The sequence below is a fragment of the Variovorax boronicumulans genome, from assembly GCF_040544675.1.
GTDB classification, from domain to species: Bacteria; Pseudomonadota; Gammaproteobacteria; order Burkholderiales; family Burkholderiaceae_C; genus Variovorax; species Variovorax boronicumulans_D.
The window spans coordinates 195,102-215,456 of the sequence record NZ_JBEPKK010000001.1 but is presented as its reverse complement, the minus strand read 5'-3'; the positions used below and the strand labels follow the sequence as shown (position 1 = coordinate 215,456).

Here is a 20,355-nt window from a genome sequence, read left to right as displayed (position 1 = left end):
GAGGGGAGGGAGAAAGACCAACTCACAGCCAGCCGGCGCGCCTGAACCTGTAGTACAGGTAGCTGCAAGTCGTCACGATCAGCCCCAGCGCCACCGCATACCCGTACCTGAATTTCAGCTCCGGCATGTGCTCGAAGTTCATGCCCCAGATGCCTGCGAACGCGGTGCACACCGCGAAGATGCTGGCCCAGGCCGCCAGGCGCTTGGTGACTTCGCTCTCTTCGATGGTGACCATCGACAGGTTCACCGAAATCGCCGTGCCGATGGTGTCGCGCATCGCGTCGATCGAGCCGTTGATGCGGCCCAGGTGGTCGCCCACGTCGCGAAAGTACTCCTGCGACCCCATGCACACATGCGGCACGCGCCCGCCGTACAGCCTGCTCGCCGCCTCGACCAGCGGCGCCACCGCGCGCTTCAGGATCATGCTGCGGCGCTTCAGGTCGTACAGCTGCTTGATCTTGTCGCGCGCCGCGCCGCTCTGGGCAAAGATCTGCTGCTCGATGGCTTCCAGCTCCACTTCGAGCGCGTCGATCACGGGAAAGTAGCGGTCGACCACCGCGTCCATCAGCGCATACAGCACAAAGCCAGCGCCGTTGCGCAGCAGATCGGGCTCGCGCTCGCAGCGCTCGCGCACGCCCAAAAATCCCTGCTGGCTGCGGTTGCGCACCGACAGCACGTAGTTGCGGCCCACAAAGATGTCGACCTCGCCCACGTTGGTGCAGTGCTCGCCTTCGGGCGAGGGCTCCACCAGGTGCATGACCACGAAGAGCGAGTCGCCGTATTCCTCGACCTTGGGCCGCTGATGGCCGTGGTGGGCGTCTTCGACAGCCAGCGGGTGCAGGTTGAACTCGGCCTGCATCTCGGCCAGCTCTTCGGGTGCGGGGTCGCTCATCGCGACCCAGACGAAGCAACCCGGGCGGGTGATGTACTCGCTGATGTCCTCGACGGCAATGTCGGCGAGCTTGGCGCCGTTTTCGTAGGCCACGCAGTTGATCAGCATGGGAGTTCGTCCGGGTTCAGTCTTGGGGATGGGTCTGTGCCAGCTGGGCGGTGGCGGCCAGCGAGGACTCGATGGCCTGCGTTTCGCTGCGCAAGAGCGCAAGGCCTTTTTCAGCGAACGCAGCGTGGCTTGCCACATTGGCCCACAGGCTCACGGCGGCTTCGGCGCAGGTGAGCGATGTGAATCGGATGCGGCCCTTGGCCAGCGCGATGAAGCGCTGTTCGCGCAGCGGGTCGGCCCGGTCCCACGCGCCGCCGATGAGCACCCGCTTGCCGCGCTTGATGCGGGGTTCGCGCTCGGCAAAGAACGGCAGCTTTGCGGACACCCAACCCAGCAGGCCGCTGTTGAGCGCGGTGTCGAAGGCGGAGGGGCCGGGGTGTGCTTTTGCGTACTCGCGCAGGGTGCCCAGCTGGTAGAGCACCGGGTCCTTGGGGCCGGCCGCGCCGCCCTCGACGGGCCGGATGACGGACGGGTTGCTGTTGCTGCCCGTGCGGCCCTCGGGACGCTTCGACTTGCGCAGGTCCGCGAGTTGGGCCGGCGATATGCAGAGGTAGAGGGCTGCGAGCTCCGCGGGCAAGGTGGCGGAGTCCGGGAGCGCGTTCGCTTCAGGGCCTTTGATTTCTTCCGGGGGGGCCATGGGCGCCTTGGTTTTCACGCGGGGTTTGCGCCGGGGGATTTTAGAGCGGGGGGTGTGGGTCATCGGGATCGAGACGGCACTCAGCTGGGCGAACCCATTCGGGCCTTGTCGACAATGCGAAATCAAAAAAAGGGGGGAGCCATTGCGCGCAGGTCGCATTTGGTTTCGCGTATAAAATCTTATACAAAATGGCGTGTCGATGGATGAGAAGGAAATCCGGTGGGTAGGGTCTTCGTATATGGATCTGCTGGCCTTTCCCATGGAACCGCGCCGTGCGGCCGGTTTCGAATTGGGGAAAGTGCAAGCAGGACTGGACCCAACGGACTGGAAGCCATTCAACGATGTGGGACCGGGCACGCAGGAAATCAGGCTCAGAGATACGAGCGGCATCTATCGCGTGATGTACGTTGCCAGATTCGACGAAGCGATCTACGTCCTGCATTGCTTCCAGAAGAAAACACAGGCGACCAGCCGGCAGGACAAGGCCATCGCCGAGGCGCGCTATCGCGCCACGATCGAGGAACGAAAGAATCGACCATGAAGACCGACACCGCCATCCGCCACGTCACCAAGCCGGGCGCCAATCTCTTCCTCGAACTGGGCTTTCCGCCCGCCGAGGCCAAACGCTTGCAGGCGGCGTCGCAAAAAGAGATCAACGACACGCGGCTGCTGAAACAGCAACTCACGGAAGCGTTGTCGGCCTGGATCGCGGAGCATCACCTGAAGCAGGCCGAAGCGGCTGAAATCCTGATGGTGTCCCGCCCTCGGGTGTCCGACGTGGTGAACAGGAAGACAGCCAAGTTCACCATCGACACGCTGGTTGAAATGCTCAGCCGGATCGGCAAGCCGGTGAAGCTGGTTGTCGGCTGAGTCCTGCCCGTCCCCGATAATCCCCCGAGTGAAAACAACGCCTGCCACCCCCACCCCCTCGACCAGCGACTTCTCCGGGCACACGCCGATGATGGCGCAGTATTTAGGCCTGAAGGCGGACCATCCGGACACCCTGCTCTTCTACCGGATGGGCGATTTCTACGAGCTGTTCTGGGCCGATGCCGAAAAGGCAGCGCGCCTGCTCGACATCACCCTCACCCAGCGCGGCCAGTCGGCCGGGCAGCCCGTGGTGATGTGCGGTGTGCCCTTTCATGCGGTCGATACCTACCTCGCGCGGCTCATCAAGCTGGGCGAATCGGTCGCCATCTGCGAGCAGGTGGGCGAAGTCGGCGCGAGCAAGGGGCCGGTGGAGCGCAAGGTGATGCGGGTGGTCACGCCCGGCACGCTGACCGACTCCGAACTGCTGAGCGACAAGAGCGAATCGCTGCTGCTCGCGGTGCATGCAGGCACGCGCAATTTCTGCGGGCTCGCGTGGCTGAGCGTGACGGGCGCCGAACTGCGACTGGCCGAGTGCCCGGCCGATGCGCTCGAAACCTGGATCGCGCGCATCGCGCCCAGCGAACTGCTCTACAGCGCCGAAGTGACGCCCGCGTTCGAGCAGCGCCTGAAGGCCGCGCGTGCGGCCACGCCGTTCACGCTGTCGATTCGCCCCGCATGGCAGTTCGACGGCGGCCTGGGCGAGCGCAAGCTCAGCGAGCAGATGGGCAGCAACAGCCTGGCCGCCTGGAACGCCGAATCGCTCACCAACGCACACGCTGCAGCGGCCGCGCTGCTGGGCTATGCCGAGCACACGCAGGGCCGTGCGCTCTCGCACGTGCAGCGCCTGTCGGTCGAGCGCGACGGCGACCTGATCGAGCTGCCGCCCACCACGCGGCGCAACCTCGAACTGGTGCAGACGCTTCGCGGCGAAGACGCACCCACGATGTTCTCGCTGCTCGACACCTGCATGACGGGCATGGGCAGCCGCCTCGTCAAGCGCTGGCTGCTCTCGCCGCGCCGCGACCGCAGCGAGGCGCAATCGCGGCTCGAAGCCATCGGCGCGCTGCAGTCCACGGTGCTGGGCGGCACGGCCGCGCCGTGGCGCACGCTGCGTGAGCAGCTGAAGAACACGAGCGACGTGGAACGCATCGCGGCCCGCATCGCACTGCGCCAGGTGCGCCCGCGCGAACTGCTGGCGCTGCGCCTTGCGCTCGACAAGGCCGAGCAACTGGCACCGATTCTTCCGGCATCCGCCCCGCTGCTGGCCCGCATCGCCGAACGGCTCGCGCCGCCGCCGGGCTGCGCCGACCTGCTCACGAGCGCGATCAAGCCCGACCCGTCGGCGCTGGTGCGCGACGGCGGCGTGATCGCCACCGGCCACGACGCCGAGCTCGACGAGCTGCGCGCCATCAGCGAGAACTGCGACGACTTTCTGCTGAAGCTCGAAATCAGCGAGCGCGAGCGCACCGGCATCAGCAACCTGCGGGTGCAGTTCAACCGGGTGCACGGCTTCTACATCGAGGTGACGCAAAGCGCGCTCTCCAAGGTACCCGACAACTACCGCCGCCGCCAGACGCTGAAGAATGCCGAGCGCTTCATCACGCCCGAACTCAAGGCTTTCGAAGACAAGGCACTGAGCGCGCAAGACCGCGCACTCGCCCGAGAGAAGTGGCTCTACGAACAACTGCTCGATGCGCTGCAGCCCTCGGTGCCCGCGCTCACGCAGCTGGCCGGCGGCATCGCGACGCTCGATGCGCTGTGCGCGCTGGCCGAGCGCTCGCACACGCTGCATTGGCGCGCGCCGACCTTCGTGTCGCACCCTTGCATCGAAATCCAGCAGGGACGTCATCCGGTGGTCGAGGCGCGGCTGGCGGAGAAGTCGTCGGGCGGCTTCATCGCCAACGACACGCAACTCGGCCCGCAGCAGCGCATGCAGGTCATCACAGGCCCGAACATGGGCGGTAAATCGACCTACATGCGGCAGGTGGCGATCATCGTGCTGCTGGCTTCCATCGGCTCGCACGTGCCGGCGGCCGCCTGCAGGCTCGGGCCCATCGACGCGATCCACACCCGCATCGGCGCGGCGGACGACCTGGCGAATGCGCAGTCGACCTTCATGCTCGAGATGACCGAGGCCGCGCAGATCCTGCACAGCGCCACGGCGCAATCGCTGGTGCTGATGGACGAAATCGGCCGCGGCACCAGCACCTTCGACGGCCTGGCGCTGGCCGCCGGCATCGCGGCGCAGCTGCACGACCGCAGCAAGGCCTTCACGCTGTTTGCCACCCACTACTTCGAGCTGACCGAGTTTCCGGCCACGCACCATGGCGCGGTGAACATGCACGTGAGCGCCACCGAGGCGGGCCGCGACATCGTGTTCCTGCACGAAATGCAGCCGGGCCCGGCCAGCAAGAGCTACGGCATCCAGGTGGCGCGGCTCGCGGGCATGCCGGCGGCGGTGGTCAACCATGCGCGCCAGGCGCTGGAAGCCCTCGAATCGCAGCATGCGCAAACGCGCGCACAGGTGGACCTGTTCGCCCCTCCTCCGGTGGCCGAGACGCCGCTGAGCAGCGCCGTAGAATCCGCCCTGGCCGCGCTAGACCCCGACACCATGAGCCCGCGCGAGGCCCTCGACGCGCTCTATGCCCTCCAGAAACTGAACACGCGTGAACGCAGCACCGCCTGAGCGGGCCTGATTCATGCGAGACGAACTCATGACTTATTGCGTAGGCATCAAACTCAACGCCGGCCTGGTGTTTCTCTCCGACTCGCGCACGAATGCGGGCGTGGACCACATCAGCACCTTCCGCAAGATGATCGTGTACGAGCAGCCGGGCGACCGCGTGATGGTGCTGCTGTCCTCGGGCAACCTGAGTATTTCGCAGTCGGTGCGCGAAATCCTGCAGATCGAGGAGCTGCGCGAAACCCGTGAAGACGGCTCGCAGGGCGACCCGATCACCATCTGGAACGCCAAGAGCATGTTCGACGCCGCCCGCGTGCTGGGCTCGGCGGTGCGCCATGTGTACGACCGCGACGCCGAGGCGCTGAAGCACGCGGGGCTGGACTTCAACGTGTCCTTCATCTTCGGCGGGCAGGTCAAGGGCGAGGGCATGCGCCTATTCCTTGTCTACGCCGCGGGCAACTTCATCGAGGCGACCACCGAAACGCCTTACTTCCAGGTGGGCGAATCGAAGTACGGCAAGCCGGTGCTCGACCGGGTGCTCACGCCCGAAACCCCGCTGGACGAAGCGGCCAAGTGCGCGCTGGTGTCGATGGACTCGACGATGAAGTCGAACCTGTCGGTGGGCCTGCCGCTCGACCTCGTGGTGTACGAAGCCAACAAGCTCGAGACCGACCGCGTGATCTGCATCGACGCCGACAACCCCTACTACCGCATGATGCACAACAGCTGGGGCCAGAAGCTGCGCGAGGTGTTCGACAGCATCGAAGACCCGGTGTGGGACGACTCGGCCACCGAGCATCCGCTGAAAATGCCGGCCACGCGGCACAGCGCGCTGCGCAAAATTTCCACGCCCGACGAAAAGCTCATCTGAAAAGATGATGCCCCCCGGCTTGCCACTGCGTGTGCTTCTCCACCCCCCGAGGGGGAGGCTCGGCCGCCTTGGGGCGGCCCGGCGGCGGCCTTGATGCCGCCCATCGTCTTCTCGCACGGCAACAGCTTTCCGGCGAGCACCTACCGCGTCGTTCTCGACAGCCTGCGCAACCGCGGCTTCGAGGTCGATGCCATCGAGAAATTCGGGCACGACCCGAAGTACCCCGTCACCGACAACTGGCCGCACCTGGTGCAGCAGCTGGCCGACTTTGCCCAGGTGCATGCCGACCGCGCGGGCGGGCCGGTGTTCCTGGTCGGCCATTCGCTGGGCGGATTTTTGAGCCTGATGTGCGCCGCCCTGCACCCGGCGCTGGCACGCGGCGTGGTGCTGATCGATTCGCCGATCCTCGGCGGCTGGCGCGCGAACACGCTCAACGTGGTCAAGCGCACGCCGCTCATGAAGAGCATTTCGCCGGGCGCTATCAGCCGCAAGCGCAAGAACAGCTGGGCACACCGCGAGGCGGTGTTCGAGCACTTCCGCAGCAAGAAGGCCTTTGCGAAGTGGGACGAGCAGGTGCTGCACGACTACATCGACCACGGCACCTTCGACGGCATCGCCGCGGGCGAGGACAGCCGCGAACTGAGCTTCGACCGCGACGTGGAAACCGCGATCTACAACACCCTGCCCCACAACCTGGCCGCGCTGCTGCGCAAGCACCCGCTCAAGTGCAAGGCGGCGTTCATCGGCGGCCGGCAGTCGGCCGAGATGAAGCGCGTGGGCATGGCGATGACCGAGCAGGTGACCAAGGGCCGCATCGCGATGCTCGACGGCACGCATCTCTTTCCGATGGAAAAGCCGCTGGCCACGGCGGCGGCTGTCGAAGCGGCGCTACGCAACTTCCTGTGAGGCTGGGCGGCACGCGATGCCGTCGCCGACCCGCAGCCAACCACCCCGAAGCACCCGCGCCGTCACGCCGCCATGGCCGCGCATGGCGTTGTAGCCGCCGGGGCCCAGCAGTTCCTCCATGCGCGAGCAGGGCTCGCAAGGGCCGCTGATTTCGAGCAGCACCTCGGCCCCGATGGCCAGCACCAGCGGCTGGTCGCGAAACAGCGCACGCGCCGCCAGCAGGTTCAGGCCCGAAACGACGAGGTTGCGGCGCAGCCCTTCGGCCTCCACCTGCGCACGGCCGGTGAGCGCGGCGATCACGGGCAGGTGCTCCTGCTGGATCAGCGAAACCTGCCGCTTGCCGCCCGGGCGCGCGGCGCTGCTGCTGCGGTCGCCTTCGAGCCCGCGCCCCTGCACGGCGACTGCGTCTTTCACCGACAGCACGGGCGCGCGCCGCGCGGGGCGCAGCAAGATGGCGTCGAGGCGGCCGGGCCGGGCGAATTGGCGGGTCAGTTCGTGGAGATCGGGCATGCGGGGGATTGTGCTTGGGACTTTTTTTTGCACCCCGTTGTCGGCCAGGCGGATACTCGTTCGTCCTTGGTTGGGGCCACCACGAAAGACGGAACCCGCCGCACATGACCGACATGTCCTGGATCGCCACCACGCTCACCGCCTCGCGCCCGCGCGCGGTGGCGGCGCTGCTGCGCTACTTTCGCGACCTCGACACGGCCGAGGAGGCCTTTCAGGAAGCCAGCCTGCGCGCCCTGCAGCACTGGCCGGGCGGCGGCCCGCCGCGCGACGCGCTGGCCTGGTTGATCTTCGTCGGCCGCAACGCCGCGCTGGACGAAGTGCGCCGCCGCAACCGGTACGACGCGCTGCCCGAAGACGAAGCCGGCATCGGCGGTTCAAGTGATGTCGACGATGCCGAAGCCCGCCTCATCGAGCAGCTCGACCATGCGCACTACCGCGACGACGTGCTGCGCCTGCTGTTCATCTGCTGCCATCCGGCGCTGCCGCTGACGCAGCAGATCGCGCTGGCGCTGCGCATCGTCTCCGGGCTTTCGGTGCAGGAGATCGCGCGGGCCTTCCTGGTGGGCGAGAGCGCGATGGAGCAGCGCATCACACGCGCCAAGAAACGCGTTGCCTCGGCCGGCATTGCCTTCGATGCGCCCGGCGCGCAAGAGCGCGGCGAGCGGCTGGCCGCGGTGCGCACCACCGTCTACCTGCTGTTCAACGAAGGCTATGCGGCCAGCGGCGGCACCGAGCATGTGCGCGCCCCGCTGTGCGAGGAAGCCATACGCCTGGCGCGCCTGCTGCGCGAGCTGTTTCCCGACGATCCCGAGCTGATGGGCCTGAGCGCCCTGCTCCTGCTGCAGCATGCCCGCGCCGGCGCCCGGCTCGATGCAGAGGGCATGGTGGTGCTGCTCGAAGACCAGGACCGCAGCCGCTGGCAGCGCACGCTGATCGACGAAGGTCTCGCGCTGGTCGAGGCCGCGCTGCGGCGCGGGCAGCCGGGGCCTTATCAACTGCAGGCCGCCATTGCGGCCATGCACGCGCAGGCAGCGCACGCGGCGGACACCGACTGGGCCGAGATCGACCGGCTCTATGCGGTGCTCGAAGTGCTGCAGCCCACGCCGGTGGTCACGCTCAACCGCGCGGTGGCGGTGGCCAGGCTGCGCGGGCCGGCGGCGGGGCTTTCGATGATCGGGCCGCTGGCCGGGCCGCTGTCGGCCTACTTCCATTTCCATGGCCTCAAGGGCGGGCTGCTGATGCAGTTGGGGCGCACGGAAGAGGCGCACGCCGCCTTCTCGCAAGCCCTCGCCCTCGCCCGCACCGCCGCCGAGGCGGCGCACATCCGCGGCCTGATCGACCGGCTGGCCGCGCCCGCTGCATCTTCCCTGGCGCCCTGAATTCCTGACGCCATCACCACCGAAGGACACCACCGATGCTCTATTCCATCCTCATCTACGGCAGTGAATCCGCCGTCGCCGCCTGGGACCCGGGCGTGCTCGACGAAATGCTCGAGCGGCATGCCGACCTGCGCGACGACCTGCAGGCCCAGGGCCGGCTGGGCACGGTGCTGCGCCTGATGCCCGGCACCGCCACCACGGTGCGCCGCCCGCGCGACGCCCATCCGCTGGTCACCGATGGCCCGTTCGCCGAAACCAAGGAGCAGCTGATGGGCATCTACATCGTCGACTGCGACACGCTCGCACAAGCGCACGACGCCGCCCGCCGGCTCGACTTCGAGGGCGCCACCTTCGAGATCCGGCCGATCACCTGGTACGACCCGGGCACGATCGCGGCGCGCATCCCGCAGGTCTGAGCGAAAAAAAAGCGGCGACGCTGTCGGGTGGCGCGGCCGCGCGCCGTCCTTGGTTCGAACGCCCTGCATGTCGCCGGGCGAAAACCAAGGAGCAGTTCATGTCATCGAATCCATTGCAGGACAAGCGCGCGGTCGTTCACGGTGCCGGCGGCGCCATCGGTGGCGCGGTGGCACGGGCTTTTGCGGCCGCGGGCGCGAAGGTGTTTCTTGCCGGCCGCACCCGCGCCCGGCTCGCTGCGGTGGCACAGGCCATCGCCGCGGGCGGCGGCTCTGCCGAGGTGGCGGTGGTGGACGCGCTGGACGAAGAAGCCATGCTGCGCCACGCCGCCGACGTGGCCGGGCGGGCAGGCGGCATCGACATCGCCTTCAACGCCGTGGGCGTGCTGCATGTGCAGGGCGTGCCGCTGTCGGCGCTTTCGCTGGCGGACTACTTTCTTCCGGTACAGACCTACACGCGCAGCAACTTCCTCACCGCCAGGGCGGTTGCGCCGCACATGGCGAAGGCCGGCGGCGGCGTGATCATTTCAGTGTCCACGCCAGCCTCCCGGATGACGGGGCCGGGCTACCTCGGGCACGCCGTGGCCTGCGCGGGCGTGGAGGCGCTCACGCACCACATGGCGGGCGAGCTGGCGGCCTTCAACATCCGCAGCATGTGCATCCGCTCGCACGCCATTCCCGAAGCCGCCGCGGCGGGCTCGCACAGCCGCGAGGTGTTTCGCCCGGTGGCCGAAAGCATGGGAATGACGGTCGAGGAGATGCTCGCGGCAAAGCCGGCCGGGTTGCTGGTGAAGCGGCTGCCATCGCTGGACCAGTTGGCGGGCGCGGCGGTGTTCGCGGCCTCGGCGCACGCCAGCGCAATGACCGGTGCGGTGCTCAACCTGAGCGGCGGTGTGACGCTGGACTGAGCGCCCCGCACGTCCACCAATCCCCCTGACGGCAATTGGGCGACTCGGTGATACAAAAAACAATATTCGGTAACAATCGCGTTCTTTCTTATAAGAAAAAACGTCCCACTGCGCCCTCCACCGAATCAGAATTCCGGCCGCATGCCCCATTCACAGATCGAAGACGTCGAAGCCGTCTCGTTGAGTCCCGCCCTGGTGGTCGAAGACGACCCGGCCATGCGCGAGCGGCTGGGCTATGTGTTGTCCACCCTGGGATGCGACGAGCCGCAGATTGCCTGGGCCGACAGCGTGGCCGCGGCCAAGGCGCTGCTGGACGCACGGTATTTCGGCGTGGCCCTGGTGGACATCGGGCTGCCGGACGGCAGCGGCGTGGAGCTGATCGACTGGATGCGCACGCACCACCGGCAGGTGCCCGCGGTGGTGATCTCGGCTTGGCGGACCGAAGAAGTGATCTTCGCGGCGCTGCGTGCCGGCGCCATCGGCTATTTGCTGAAGGAGCGCGACGATCTGGAGCTGAGCATCGCGTTGCGCAGTATCGAGCAGGGCGGCGCGCCCATCGATCCGGCCATCGCGCGCCGCATCCTCGGATGGCTCGCGGCGCAGCAGCCTTCATTGCCTGCGGTGCTGGCTGCCGATGCGCTGGCGCCGCCGCCCGTGGCGCTCACGCCCCGCGAACGCAAGATCCTGGAGCTGGTCGCGCAGGGGCTGAGCAACCGCGACATGGCCGATTCGCTGTCGATCTCCAGGCTGACGGTGGAGTGTCACACCAAGAACATCTACCGCAAGCTGGCCGTCACCTCGCGCACCGAGGCGGTTTATCAGGGACGAAAGCACGGGTTGCTGCCCTGAGCAGCGCATGTCCCGCTTCGTCGCCAGCGGAATGCCACAGCACGCACATCGGACGCCGGCCGGCGCACGCGCATGGCGGGTTGCGACCATGGGCGCCTTGGCCTTTTTTGTCACCCTCCTCCTTCTGGCCAGTCCCGCACTGGCGCAGCAGCCCTTTGCGCCCCCGTTGCACGTCGAAGCGGTGCGCGGCACCGGCTGGAACGAGACCGCCCCGCCGACCGACGGCTGGGTGCCCGCCGCGCTGCCCGACACCTGGGCCGAACGCTGGCCCGCGTTCGACGGCGTGGTCTGGTACCGGCTCACCTGGCAGCAGCCGCGGGAGGTGCAGGAGGCCGGCCTGCTGCTGCACTACCTCAACATGGCCGGCGAGGTGTCGCTCAACGGCACGGCGATCTCGCGCGACCGCAGCCTGGTCGAGCCGCTGACCCGCGCCTGGAACGTGCCGCGCTACTGGCTGCTGGCGCCGCCGCTGCTCCGGCCGGGCGCCACCAACACGCTGCTGGTGCGCGTGTCGGGCCTGTTCGCCTACCAGGCGGGTCTGGGGCCGGTGAGCCTGGGCACTCCCGCGGCCATGCAGGCCGGATACGCGCAGGAGCACCTGGTGCGCCGCGACCTGCAGGTGCTGGGCCTTGCGGTGAGCGCGGCGGTGTCGGCCTTCTTCGCCGCGCTGTGGGTGCTGCGCCGGCGCGAGACCGCCTACGGCTGGTTCGCGGCGATGTCGGTGCTGTGGCTGCTGTTCGGCTACAACCAGATCGCGACCAGCCCCTGGCCCTTTGCGAGCAACCACGGCTGGCAGGCGCTCAATACCTCGCTGTTTCTGGTCTTCTGCGTGTCGTACGTGGTCTTTGCGCTGCGCTTCTGCGCGCGCCGCATGCCCAGGCTGGAGGCCGCGGCCCTGGCGGTGGCGCTGGCCGGCGTGCTGGACCTCTGGCTTGCCGGCGGCGCGTCGCTGCCGGTGCATCGCGCCATCTGGACGCTGGTGGGCGGCCTCACCATCCTTGCGGTGAACGGCGCGGCGATCGCGCATGCCGTGCGCCATCGCACGAGCCCGATGCGCTCGCTCGCGCCTTTCATGGCGGTGTCGGCGGCTGCGGGCGCGCACGATCTGCTGGTGTTCACGCAGGTGATCGACAGCAACGTCTACTACACGACCATCTCGTCGTACCTGCTGCTGCTGGGCATGGCCTTGACCCTGGCCGCGCGCTTCGTACAGAGCTTGAAGCGCATCGAGAACTTCAACGCCGAGCTCATCGGCGAAGTGAACGCCGCCAAGGCCGAACTGGCCGCCACGCTCGCGCAGCAGCATGCGCTGGAGCTCGCGCATGCGCGCATCGGCGAGCGCGTGAACCTTGCGAGCGACCTGCACGACGGCTTGGGCGGCATGCTGGTGGGCAGCATCGCCACACTGGAGCGCGCGCCCGGCACGCTCTCGGCGCCCGAACTGCTCGCGATGCTCAAGAGCCTGCGCGACGACCTGCGGCTGATCATCGAGGCCACGGGCCGGCACGACGGCCCGCGCGCGTTCGGCGAACTGCTCGCGCCGCTTCGGCACCGCACCTCGCAGTTGCTCGACGCGAACGGCATCGACTGCCGCTGGCAGGTGTCGAACATCGAGACGCTGGAGCTGGCGCCCTCGCAGAGCCTGGAGCTGCTGCGCTTTCTGCAGGAGGCGCTGACGAATGCGCTCAAGCACAGCGCGGGCCGGCGCGTCGACGTGGCTGTGGTGCGCGATGACGCCCAACTGAAGCTCAGCGTGCGCGACGATGGCCGCGGCTTCGTGGTGGACAGCGACGACCCGGGCGCGGGCGCCGGCTTGCGCAGCCTGCGGGCGCGGGCGCGTCGGCTGGGGGCCGAGCTGCAGTTGCAGTCACGGCCCGGCGAAACGCAACTGACGCTTCAGATGCCGCTCCCCGGCGCGGGCTCAGCCGCCTGAGCGGCGCGCCGTCATTCCGCCCAGACCACCGCGCCGGTCCACGCCGTCACCAGCACCACGATGCCGAAGGCGATGCGGTACCAGGCGAAGGGAATGAAGTTGTGGGTGCTGATGAACTTCAGCAGCCAGCGCACGCACAGCCACGCGCTGATGAACGAGAAGACCAGGCCCACGGCGAACAGCGGAATGTCGGCCGCCGACAGCAGCGCGCGCTCCTTGTAGACGCTGTACACCCCGGCGCCGATCAGCGTGGGAATGGCCAGGAAGAAAGAAAAATCGGTCGCCGCCTGGCGCGAGAGCCCCAGCAGCATGCCGCCGATGATGGTCGAGCCGCTGCGGCTGGTGCCCGGGATCATCGCGAAGCATTGCACCAGGCCGACCTTGAGCGCGTCCCAGTGCGTGAGGTCGTCCACATGCTCGACGCGCACTGAACCGGGGGGCCGTTTCTCGGCCCACAGGATGATGAAGCCGCCGATGATGAAGGTGCTGGCCACCACGGTCGGAATGAACAGGTGCGCCTTGATGACCTTGCCGAACAAGAGGCCCAGCACCACCGCGGGCAGGAAGCCGATCAGGATGTTCAGCGCCAGGCGCTGCGCCTTGGGTTGCCGCGGCAGCGCCACGACGGTGGACTTGATCTTTTGCCAGTACACCAGGATCACCGCGAAGATCGCGCCGGTCTGGATGGCGATTTCGAACACCTTGCCCCGGTTGTCGCCGAAGCCGCCGAGCAGCGACCCCGCAAGAATCAGATGGCCTGTCGAAGAGATCGGCAGGAACTCGGTCAACCCCTCCACGATGCCCATGACGGCGGCCTTGACCAGCAAAACAATATCCACGCGTGCTCCTTCAAAGAAGGTCAATTATGGCGAGGGCACCGGTCAGCCCGGGTTCAGGGACTCTGGAGTACCGAATACCTAGTTTTAGGGATGGTCAGCGCGAACGCATCGACACATATTGCACGCTGACTGTTCATGCGCCCCAAGGAGTCCTGCCATGCCAACGTTCCCCCCTGCACAGGGGCACGCATCGACCGCCGACGATCTCGGCCAGGACCGCCGCAAGAATCCACTGGCCATCGAGCAGGAGCAGTGCGAATCCATGCGCCGCGTGGCCGAGGCCACCGGCGCGTCGGCCGGCGAACTGCGGCTGCTGATGCAGCGCCTGGTGGAGATCGACCGCACGGGCTCGAGCGCGGCCATCGTCGCGCAGGGCAACATCGCGGCCGACCGTATGGAAGCCGAGATCCGCTCCCTCGACCTGGGCAGCGGCGGCGCAGCCGACCCGCAGGCCGACGCCTGCCAGCGCATCGACCTGGGCCTGCTCGAGCCCCTGAACCCCGCGCACGACAAGAAGTGGTACGCGCGCTGGAAGTTCTGGAGCTTCATCCTCGGCGCGGCCGGCCCGGTGGCGGCGCTCACGCTGCAGGGCCTGGCGCTGCGGCCCAGCGAAGCCGGCGACGCACATGCCGACCTGGTGGCCAAGGCCCGCAAGGTGCTGGAGAGCTGGCGCCGCACCTCCGATCCGCTGTTCTGGACGGCGGTCGAGGCCTATGTGCGGCAACAGGGCTTTTCGCTGGAAACGCAGGCCTACCTGATGCACTGCATCGCCGCCGTGTTCAGCGGCGATGCGATGAAGCTGTCGAACGACCAGAGCGAGCAGCTCGCCGGCCTCCTGAACGATACCTACTGCGACGCGCTGGGCACGGCAGCCACGATGCCGTCGTCGGACATCTACCGCCGCCTGTCCGAAGGCCTGGAAGCGACCGATTGCGAAACAGGTGTGCGCCGCATGCTGGGCCGCAGCGATGCGGCGCAGATCGCGATGACCACGCTGGTCAACGCCATCGGCTACGGCGGCTCACACTGAGCGCCGCAGGGCGCGCACCGCACGGTCGACCGTTGGCGGAACCCCGCCCGAACGCAGGTGTCCAACCCCTGTCGCGGCGCCTTGTCGCGACAGGAGGTAATGACCATGAAGCAAGTGAAGCATTGGCAAGACCCAGTCAACGTCGTCGCCGGCGCCTGGCTGATCGTCTCGCCCTGGGTACTGGGCTTTCAGGGCATCGCGCCCGCCATGTGGGCCATGGTGGCAACCGGCATCGTGCTGGGCGCCGTGGCACTGGGGGCGACCTTCGTGCCGAAGCAGTGGGAAGAGTGGACCGAAGTCGCCCTCGCCGTCTGGCTGGCCGCATCCCCCTGGGTGCTGGGCTTTGCCGCGATGGAAGTGGCGGTGGCCAACGCGGTGCTGATGGCCGCGCTGATCCTGGTGCTCGCCCTCTGGGTGCTGGTGACCGACAAGGACTACCTTGGCGGAATGATCGACCGTCCGGCGCACTGAACGACTGCGCCGCCCCGGAACGACCCGCCGCGCTGAAGACAACGCGGCGGCGACTACATCGCGAAACCGCCCTTCCCCGTTCGTCGGCTACTGCTGCGCGCGGGGCGCGGCGGACTGCCCGGTTGCGGCATTGCCGCTGCCCATCCACTCGGCCTGCCAGCCGCCGCCCATCGCCTGGATGAGTGCGATGGCCGAGATCTGGCGGTTGACCTGCAACTGCACCAGCGTGCGTCGCGCGTTCAGTGCCGCGGCCTGTGCCGTCACCACGTCGGTGTAGCTCACCTGGCCCGCGCGGTAGCGGTTAAGCAACTGCTGCTCGGTCTTGTCGGCCGCCAGCGTGGCCTCGCGGCGCAGGCCCTCCTGCTGCGCGAGCGCGGCGCCGGTCGTCAGTTGGTCCTCGACCGCCTGGAACGCGGTGAGCACCGTCTGGCGATAGCGCGCCACGGCCGATTCGTGCCCCGCCTTGGCGGCATCGACGTTGGCGGCGATGGCCCCTGCGTCGAACACCACCTGCGCCACCGAGAAGCCCAGCGACCAGAGCGTGGTGGACGCGCTGAACAGGTCCTTCACGCGGCTGGCGTTGCTGCCGACCGACGCGGTGAGCGGAATGCTCGGGAAGTACGCCGCGCGCGCAATGCCGATCTGCGAATTGGCGGAGGACACCGAGCGTTCCGCCGCCGCGATGTCCGGGCGGCGCTGCAGCAGCGTCGAGGGCACGCCGGTCGGAACGCCGGGCACCGTGGGCGTCCATCGGGCGGCCGGCAGGCTGAAGTCCGCCGGCGCCACACCCACCAGCATCGCGATCGCGTGCTCCAACGTGGCGCGGGTGCGCTGCAGCCCCACCAGGTCGGCCTTGGTGTTGACCAGCTGCGTCTGCGCCTGCAGCACGTCGGTCTGCGGCACGATGCCGGCCGCATAGCGGTTGCTCGTGATCTCGAAGGCGCGCTGGTAGCCCTGCAGGGTTTCCTCGAGCAGCACGATTTCGGCATCGGTCTCGCGCAGCGAAAAGTAATTGGTGGCCAGGTCGCCGATGGCCGAGAGCCGCGCCGAGGCCAGGTCGGCTTCGCTGGCCTGCGCATTGGCTTGCGCGCTGCTCACGGCCTCGCGCAGGCGCCCCCAGACATCGGGCGTCCAGCTGGCGCCCAGCGTGGCGGAGAACGCGTTGGTTGGGCTGGCGCTGTCGGCGCTGTTGCCCACGTTGCCGCTGCGCCGCCCGCTGCCGCTGAGCGACACCGAGGGGAACAGCGCCGCGCGTTCGCCCCGCACCAGCGCCTGGGCCTGCGTGTAGTTGGCCACCGCCGCGGCGATGTTCTGGTTCGACACCTGCACGCGCCCGGCCAGGTCGTCGAGCACCGGATCGGCGAAAAGCTTCCACCACTCGCCGCGGTCCAGCGCATCGGCGGGCGCGGCGGGCAGCCAGCCGTCGGCAATCGGCTGCTCCTTCCAGCCGGCAGGCGCGGCGGAGGTCGGCACCTGGTAGGCCGGGCCGACGGCGCAGCCGGCCAGCAGCGCGGCCAGGGCGAGCGAGGTGAGCGCGAAGCGCCTGGAAGAAGCAAAGAAAGCGAAGGAGGAAAACGGTGCGTTCATGGTGTGGTTCTCAAGCAGGCGTTGCGCGGCCAAGTTCGTGTTCGTTCTTGCCGCGGCGGCGCAGCTTGTCCATCAGCAGGTAGACCACCGGCGTGGTGAGCAGCGTGAGCAGCTGGCTGGCAATGAGCCCGCCGATGATGGCCACGCCCAGCGGCCGGCGCAGCTCGGCGCCTTCGCCGAAGCCGATGGCCAGCGGCAGCGCACCGAGCGCGGCAGCCAACGTGGTCATCAGGATCGGCCGGAAGCGCAGCAGGCAGGCCTCGCGCACCGCTTCGAGCGGCGTGAGCCCCCGCGAGCGCTCGGCCTCGAGCGCAAAGTCGATGATCAGGATGGCGTTCTTCTTCACGATGCCGATCAGAAGGAACACGCCGATCAGCGCAATGATCGAGAACTCCATGCGGAACATCAGCAGCGCCAGCACCGCGCCCACGCCGGCCGAAGGCAGCGTCGACAGCACGGTGATCGGATGCACCAGGCTTTCGTAGAGGATGCCCAGCACGATGTAGATCACGACCAGCGCGGCCAGGATCAGCACGACCTGCTGACTCTGCGACTGTTGCGCGCTCGCCGCCGTGCCCGCGAACGCGCCGCGCACGTTGGTGGGCATGGCAATGTTGGCCTCGGCCTTGGCGATGGCCTCGCGCGCATCGCCCAGGTTCGCGCCCTCGGCAAGATTGAACGAGATGGTGGTGGCGAGCTCGCCGTCTTCGTGGCTCACCGAGGTGGCGACCGACTGCTCCTCGAAGGTCGCCACCGCCGACAGCGGTACCAGGCTGGTGGCCGTGTTGCTCAGCACGTTGCCGGTGGAGGCACCGCGCAGGCCCGCATTGGCCGAGACCGGCACCGTGGTGCTCGCGGCCGTGGCCGTCGATGCGGCCCCGCCGGTGGTCGAGGTGGTGGTGCCCGTCGCCGCAGCCACCTGCGTGGTCACCGTCTGCCCCGCCACCACGGAGGTCCGGGTCGCCGGCACGTACACGTCGCTCAGCGCGTTGGGGCTGCGCGTGTAGCGCGGCGCCCATTCCATCACCACGTGGTACTGGTTGAGTTCGGTGTAGATGGTTGCCACCTGCCGCTGCCCGAAGGCGTTGTAGAGCGCGTTGTCGATGGCGCTGGAGGTCAGGCCCAGCCGGCGCGCGCTGTCGGGGTCCACCTTGGCCACCGTCTCCACGCCGTTTTCGTCCTGGTCGGTGTCGATGTCGGTCAGCAGCGGATTGCGCTTCAGCTCGTCGGACAGCTTGATCGCCCAGGTGCGCAGGTCGGCCAGGCTGTCGCTCTTGAGGGAGTACTGGTAGGTCGAGTTGCTCGCGCGCCCGCCCGAGCGCACGGCCTGCACCGTGCCCAGGAACACGCGCAGCCCGGTCACCTCGTTGAGCTGCGGCCGCAGCCGCGCAATGACGGCCAGGCCGCTTTCGGTGCGCTGGTTGGCGGGCTTGAGGTTGACGAACATGAAGCCGCCGCCCGCGCGCCCGGCGCCGGTGAAGCCCACCACCGTGTCCACGGCCGGGTCCTTGCGGATGATGTCCACCACCTGACGCAGTTTGGCCGCGAGCGCCTGCGAAGAAATGCTCTGGTCGGCGCGCAGGCCGCCGTTGAGCTGACCGCTGTCCTGCTGCGGGAAGAAGCCCTTGGGCGTTGCGCTGAACAGGTAGACGTTGAGCCCCACCACCGCCAGCAGGACGATCATGACCAGCGCCTTGCTGTCGAGCGCCCAGTCCAGGCTGGTTTCGTAGCGCTTGAGCACCCAGTCGTAGCTGCGTGCGGCCATGCGTGCCATGCGGCCTTGCGGCTTGCTCTTGTCGTGCTCGCCGCCGGGCTTGAGCATCCACGCGCACATCATGGGCGTGGTGGTGAGTGAGATGACCAGCGAGATCATCACCGCCGCCGACAGCGTGATCGCGAATTCGCGGAACAACCGCCCCACCTGCCCGCCCATGAACAGCAGAGGGATGAACACCGCCACCAGCGACACGCTGATCGACAGCACGGTAAAGCCCACCTCCTTGGCGCCCAACAGCGCCGCCTTCATGCGCGACATGCCGGCCTCGATGTGCCGGCTGGTGTTCTCCAGCACCACGATGGCGTCGTCCACCACGAAGCCGGTCGCCACCGTGAGCGCCATCAGGCTCAGGTTGTTGAGGCTGAAGCCCAGCAGGTGCATCACCCCGAACGTGCCGAGCAGCGCCACCACCGTGGCCACCGCAGGCACGACGGTGGCGCGCACGCTGCGCAGGAACAGGCTGACCACCAGCACCACCAGCAGCACCGAGATGACCAGCGTCAGCTCCACCTCGTGCAGCGAACTGCGGATGGAGTTGGTGCTGTCCGACGCCACCTGCAGCACCACGTCGGGCGGCAGCTGCGCCTGCAACTCGGGCAGCAGCGCGCGCACGCTGTCGACGGTCTCGATGATGTTGGCCGAAGGCTGCCGCGTGATGAGCACGATGATCGCGGGTTCGCCGTTGAACAGGCCGAGCGTGCGCGTGTCTTCCACGCCGTCGATCACCTCGGCCACGTCCTGCAGCCGCACGGCCGAGCCGTTGCGCCAGGCGATCACCATCGGCGCGTAGTCGCTCGCGCGCAGCGCCGGGGTCTGCGTGTAGATCTGCAGCTTGCGGCCGTCGCCCTGCACCATGCCCTTGGGTCGATTGGCGTTCGAGGCCTGGATCGCGGCGCGCACATCTTCGGTGCTGATGCCGTAGCGATTAAGCGCAAAAGGCAGCAGCTCGATGCGCACCGCCGGGAGCGAACCGCCGCCGATTTCCACGTCGCCCACGCCGTCGACCTGAGACAGCCGCTGGCTCACGATGTTGGACACCGCTTCGTAGATCTGCCCCGGCGTCTTGGTCTTGGAGGTGAGGGCCAGGATGATGACCGGCGACGCCGCCGGGTTGGCCTTGCGGTAGGTCGGGTTGCTGCGCAGGGTCGCGGGCAGGTCGACGCGGCTCGCGTTGATGGCGGCCTGCACTTCGCGCGCGGCGCCGTCGATGTTGCGGCTCAGGTCGAACTGCAGGGTGACGCGTGCGGAGCCAACCGAGCTGGTCGACGTCATTTCGTTGACGCCTGCGATGGTGCCCAGGTGGCGCTCTAAAGGCGTCGCCACGCTGGTTGCCATCGTCTCGGGACTGGCGCCGGGGATCGAGGCTCTTACTGAGATGACTGGGTAGTCGACCTGGGGGAGCGGGGAGACGGGGAGGACGAAGAACGCGGCTATGCCTGCGAGGGCTATGCCTATCGTCAGGAGGACTGTGCCTATAGGGCGGCGGACGAACGGTCGCGACAAGTTCATCGTTGTGCCCCTTGCTCGGGGCGGAGGCCGGGTCTCGGCCCGGCGGCCGACCTACTTTTCTTTGCTTCGCCAAAGAAACGTAGGCAAAAGAAAGGCGACCCCACTGTCTGCGACCCCTTCGCTGCGCTACGGGGCAACCTGCGGTGCTCGCGGTTCGCGGGGTCTCGCAGAACTCGCCTTCGG

General features: G+C 68.0%; 18 protein-coding genes. 12 read left to right on the top strand and 6 right to left on the bottom strand.

Annotated elements, in window-relative coordinates; translation table 11 throughout:
• Positions 1 to 22: 22 nt before the first annotated feature.
• Together corA and ABIC90_RS00970 are read right to left on the bottom strand one after the other, a co-directional pair.
• On the bottom strand, positions 23 to 1,000 hold the full coding sequence (corA, locus tag ABIC90_RS00975) for a magnesium/cobalt transporter CorA (RefSeq protein WP_354352171.1): 978 nt from the start codon (positions 998 to 1,000) through the stop codon (positions 23 to 25).
• Positions 1,001 to 1,016: 16 nt separating this feature from the next.
• On the bottom strand, positions 1,017 to 1,637 hold the full coding sequence (locus tag ABIC90_RS00970; RefSeq protein WP_354352170.1) for a hypothetical protein: 621 nt from the start codon (positions 1,635 to 1,637) through the stop codon (positions 1,017 to 1,019).
• A 199-nt stretch (positions 1,638 to 1,836) separates the two neighbouring features.
• Here ABIC90_RS00970 and ABIC90_RS00965 point away from each other — a divergent pair, with 199 nt between their 5' ends.
• From ABIC90_RS00965 to ABIC90_RS00945, 5 genes are all read left to right on the top strand, one after another.
• Positions 1,837 to 2,178, top strand: coding sequence for a type II toxin-antitoxin system RelE/ParE family toxin (locus ABIC90_RS00965; RefSeq protein WP_354352169.1), 342 nt, complete (start codon positions 1,837 to 1,839; stop codon positions 2,176 to 2,178).
• The gene (locus ABIC90_RS00960) at positions 2,175 to 2,507 is read left to right on the top strand and encodes a helix-turn-helix domain-containing protein (RefSeq protein WP_354352168.1); all 333 of its coding nucleotides are present in this window, start codon (positions 2,175 to 2,177) and stop codon (positions 2,505 to 2,507) included. Before ABIC90_RS00965 ends, ABIC90_RS00960 begins: the two co-directional genes overlap by 4 nt.
• Before the next feature lie 28 nt (positions 2,508 to 2,535).
• The gene (gene mutS, locus ABIC90_RS00955) at positions 2,536 to 5,193 is read left to right on the top strand and encodes a DNA mismatch repair protein MutS (protein WP_436318154.1); all 2,658 of its coding nucleotides are present in this window, start codon (positions 2,536 to 2,538) and stop codon (positions 5,191 to 5,193) included.
• 28 nt (positions 5,194 to 5,221) lie between these two features.
• A complete protein-coding gene (locus ABIC90_RS00950; RefSeq protein WP_307657573.1) occupies positions 5,222 to 6,061 on the top strand; it encodes a proteasome-type protease in 840 nt (279 codons plus the stop codon).
• A 93-nt stretch (positions 6,062 to 6,154) separates the two neighbouring features.
• Positions 6,155 to 6,967 (top strand): alpha/beta hydrolase, encoded by an 813-nt coding sequence (locus ABIC90_RS00945; protein ID WP_354352167.1) that lies wholly within the window; start codon positions 6,155 to 6,157, stop codon positions 6,965 to 6,967.
• Here ABIC90_RS00945 and ABIC90_RS00940 read toward each other — a convergent pair.
• Positions 6,950 to 7,477, bottom strand: a complete 528-nt coding sequence (locus ABIC90_RS00940) for an MOSC domain-containing protein (protein ID WP_354352166.1) — start codon at positions 7,475 to 7,477, stop codon at positions 6,950 to 6,952. The genes ABIC90_RS00945 and ABIC90_RS00940 overlap by 18 nt on opposite strands.
• Before the next feature lie 104 nt (positions 7,478 to 7,581).
• On the opposite strand from ABIC90_RS00940, the gene ABIC90_RS00935 reads away from it, so the two are divergent.
• From ABIC90_RS00935 to ABIC90_RS00915, 5 genes are all read left to right on the top strand, one after another.
• Positions 7,582 to 8,856, top strand: coding sequence for an RNA polymerase sigma factor (locus ABIC90_RS00935; protein ID WP_354352165.1), 1,275 nt, complete (start codon positions 7,582 to 7,584; stop codon positions 8,854 to 8,856).
• Positions 8,857 to 8,891: 35 nt separating this feature from the next.
• The gene (locus ABIC90_RS00930) at positions 8,892 to 9,272 is read left to right on the top strand and encodes a YciI family protein (RefSeq protein WP_354352164.1); all 381 of its coding nucleotides are present in this window, start codon (positions 8,892 to 8,894) and stop codon (positions 9,270 to 9,272) included.
• A gap of 98 nt (positions 9,273 to 9,370) precedes the next feature.
• A complete protein-coding gene (locus ABIC90_RS00925) occupies positions 9,371 to 10,177 on the top strand; it encodes an SDR family NAD(P)-dependent oxidoreductase (protein ID WP_354352163.1) in 807 nt (268 codons plus the stop codon).
• 141 nt (positions 10,178 to 10,318) lie between these two features.
• The gene (locus ABIC90_RS00920) at positions 10,319 to 11,026 is read left to right on the top strand and encodes a response regulator transcription factor (protein ID WP_354352162.1); all 708 of its coding nucleotides are present in this window, start codon (positions 10,319 to 10,321) and stop codon (positions 11,024 to 11,026) included.
• Positions 11,027 to 11,033: 7 nt separating this feature from the next.
• Entirely contained in the window at positions 11,034 to 12,959 is a 1,926-nt protein-coding gene (locus tag ABIC90_RS00915; RefSeq protein WP_354352161.1) for a sensor histidine kinase, read from the top strand.
• Positions 12,960 to 12,970: 11 nt separating this feature from the next.
• Here ABIC90_RS00915 and ABIC90_RS00910 read toward each other — a convergent pair whose 3' ends face one another.
• Positions 12,971 to 13,798, bottom strand: coding sequence for an undecaprenyl-diphosphate phosphatase (locus tag ABIC90_RS00910; protein WP_354352160.1), 828 nt, complete (start codon positions 13,796 to 13,798; stop codon positions 12,971 to 12,973).
• A gap of 157 nt (positions 13,799 to 13,955) precedes the next feature.
• On the opposite strand from ABIC90_RS00910, the gene ABIC90_RS00905 reads away from it, so the two are divergent.
• Entirely contained in the window at positions 13,956 to 14,828 is an 873-nt protein-coding gene (locus tag ABIC90_RS00905) for a hypothetical protein (RefSeq protein WP_354352159.1), read from the top strand.
• A 105-nt stretch (positions 14,829 to 14,933) separates the two neighbouring features.
• A complete protein-coding gene (locus ABIC90_RS00900; RefSeq protein WP_354352158.1) occupies positions 14,934 to 15,299 on the top strand; it encodes an SPW repeat protein in 366 nt (121 codons plus the stop codon).
• Between the two features lie 87 nt (positions 15,300 to 15,386).
• Here the strand turns inward: ABIC90_RS00900 and ABIC90_RS00895 are convergent, their stop codons facing one another.
• The gene (locus ABIC90_RS00895) at positions 15,387 to 16,886 is read right to left on the bottom strand and encodes an efflux transporter outer membrane subunit (protein ID WP_354352157.1); all 1,500 of its coding nucleotides are present in this window, start codon (positions 16,884 to 16,886) and stop codon (positions 15,387 to 15,389) included.
• 10 nt (positions 16,887 to 16,896) lie between these two features.
• The gene (locus tag ABIC90_RS00890; protein WP_354352156.1) at positions 16,897 to 20,172 is read right to left on the bottom strand and encodes an efflux RND transporter permease subunit; all 3,276 of its coding nucleotides are present in this window, start codon (positions 20,170 to 20,172) and stop codon (positions 16,897 to 16,899) included.
• Positions 20,173 to 20,355: the final 183 nt, after the last annotated feature.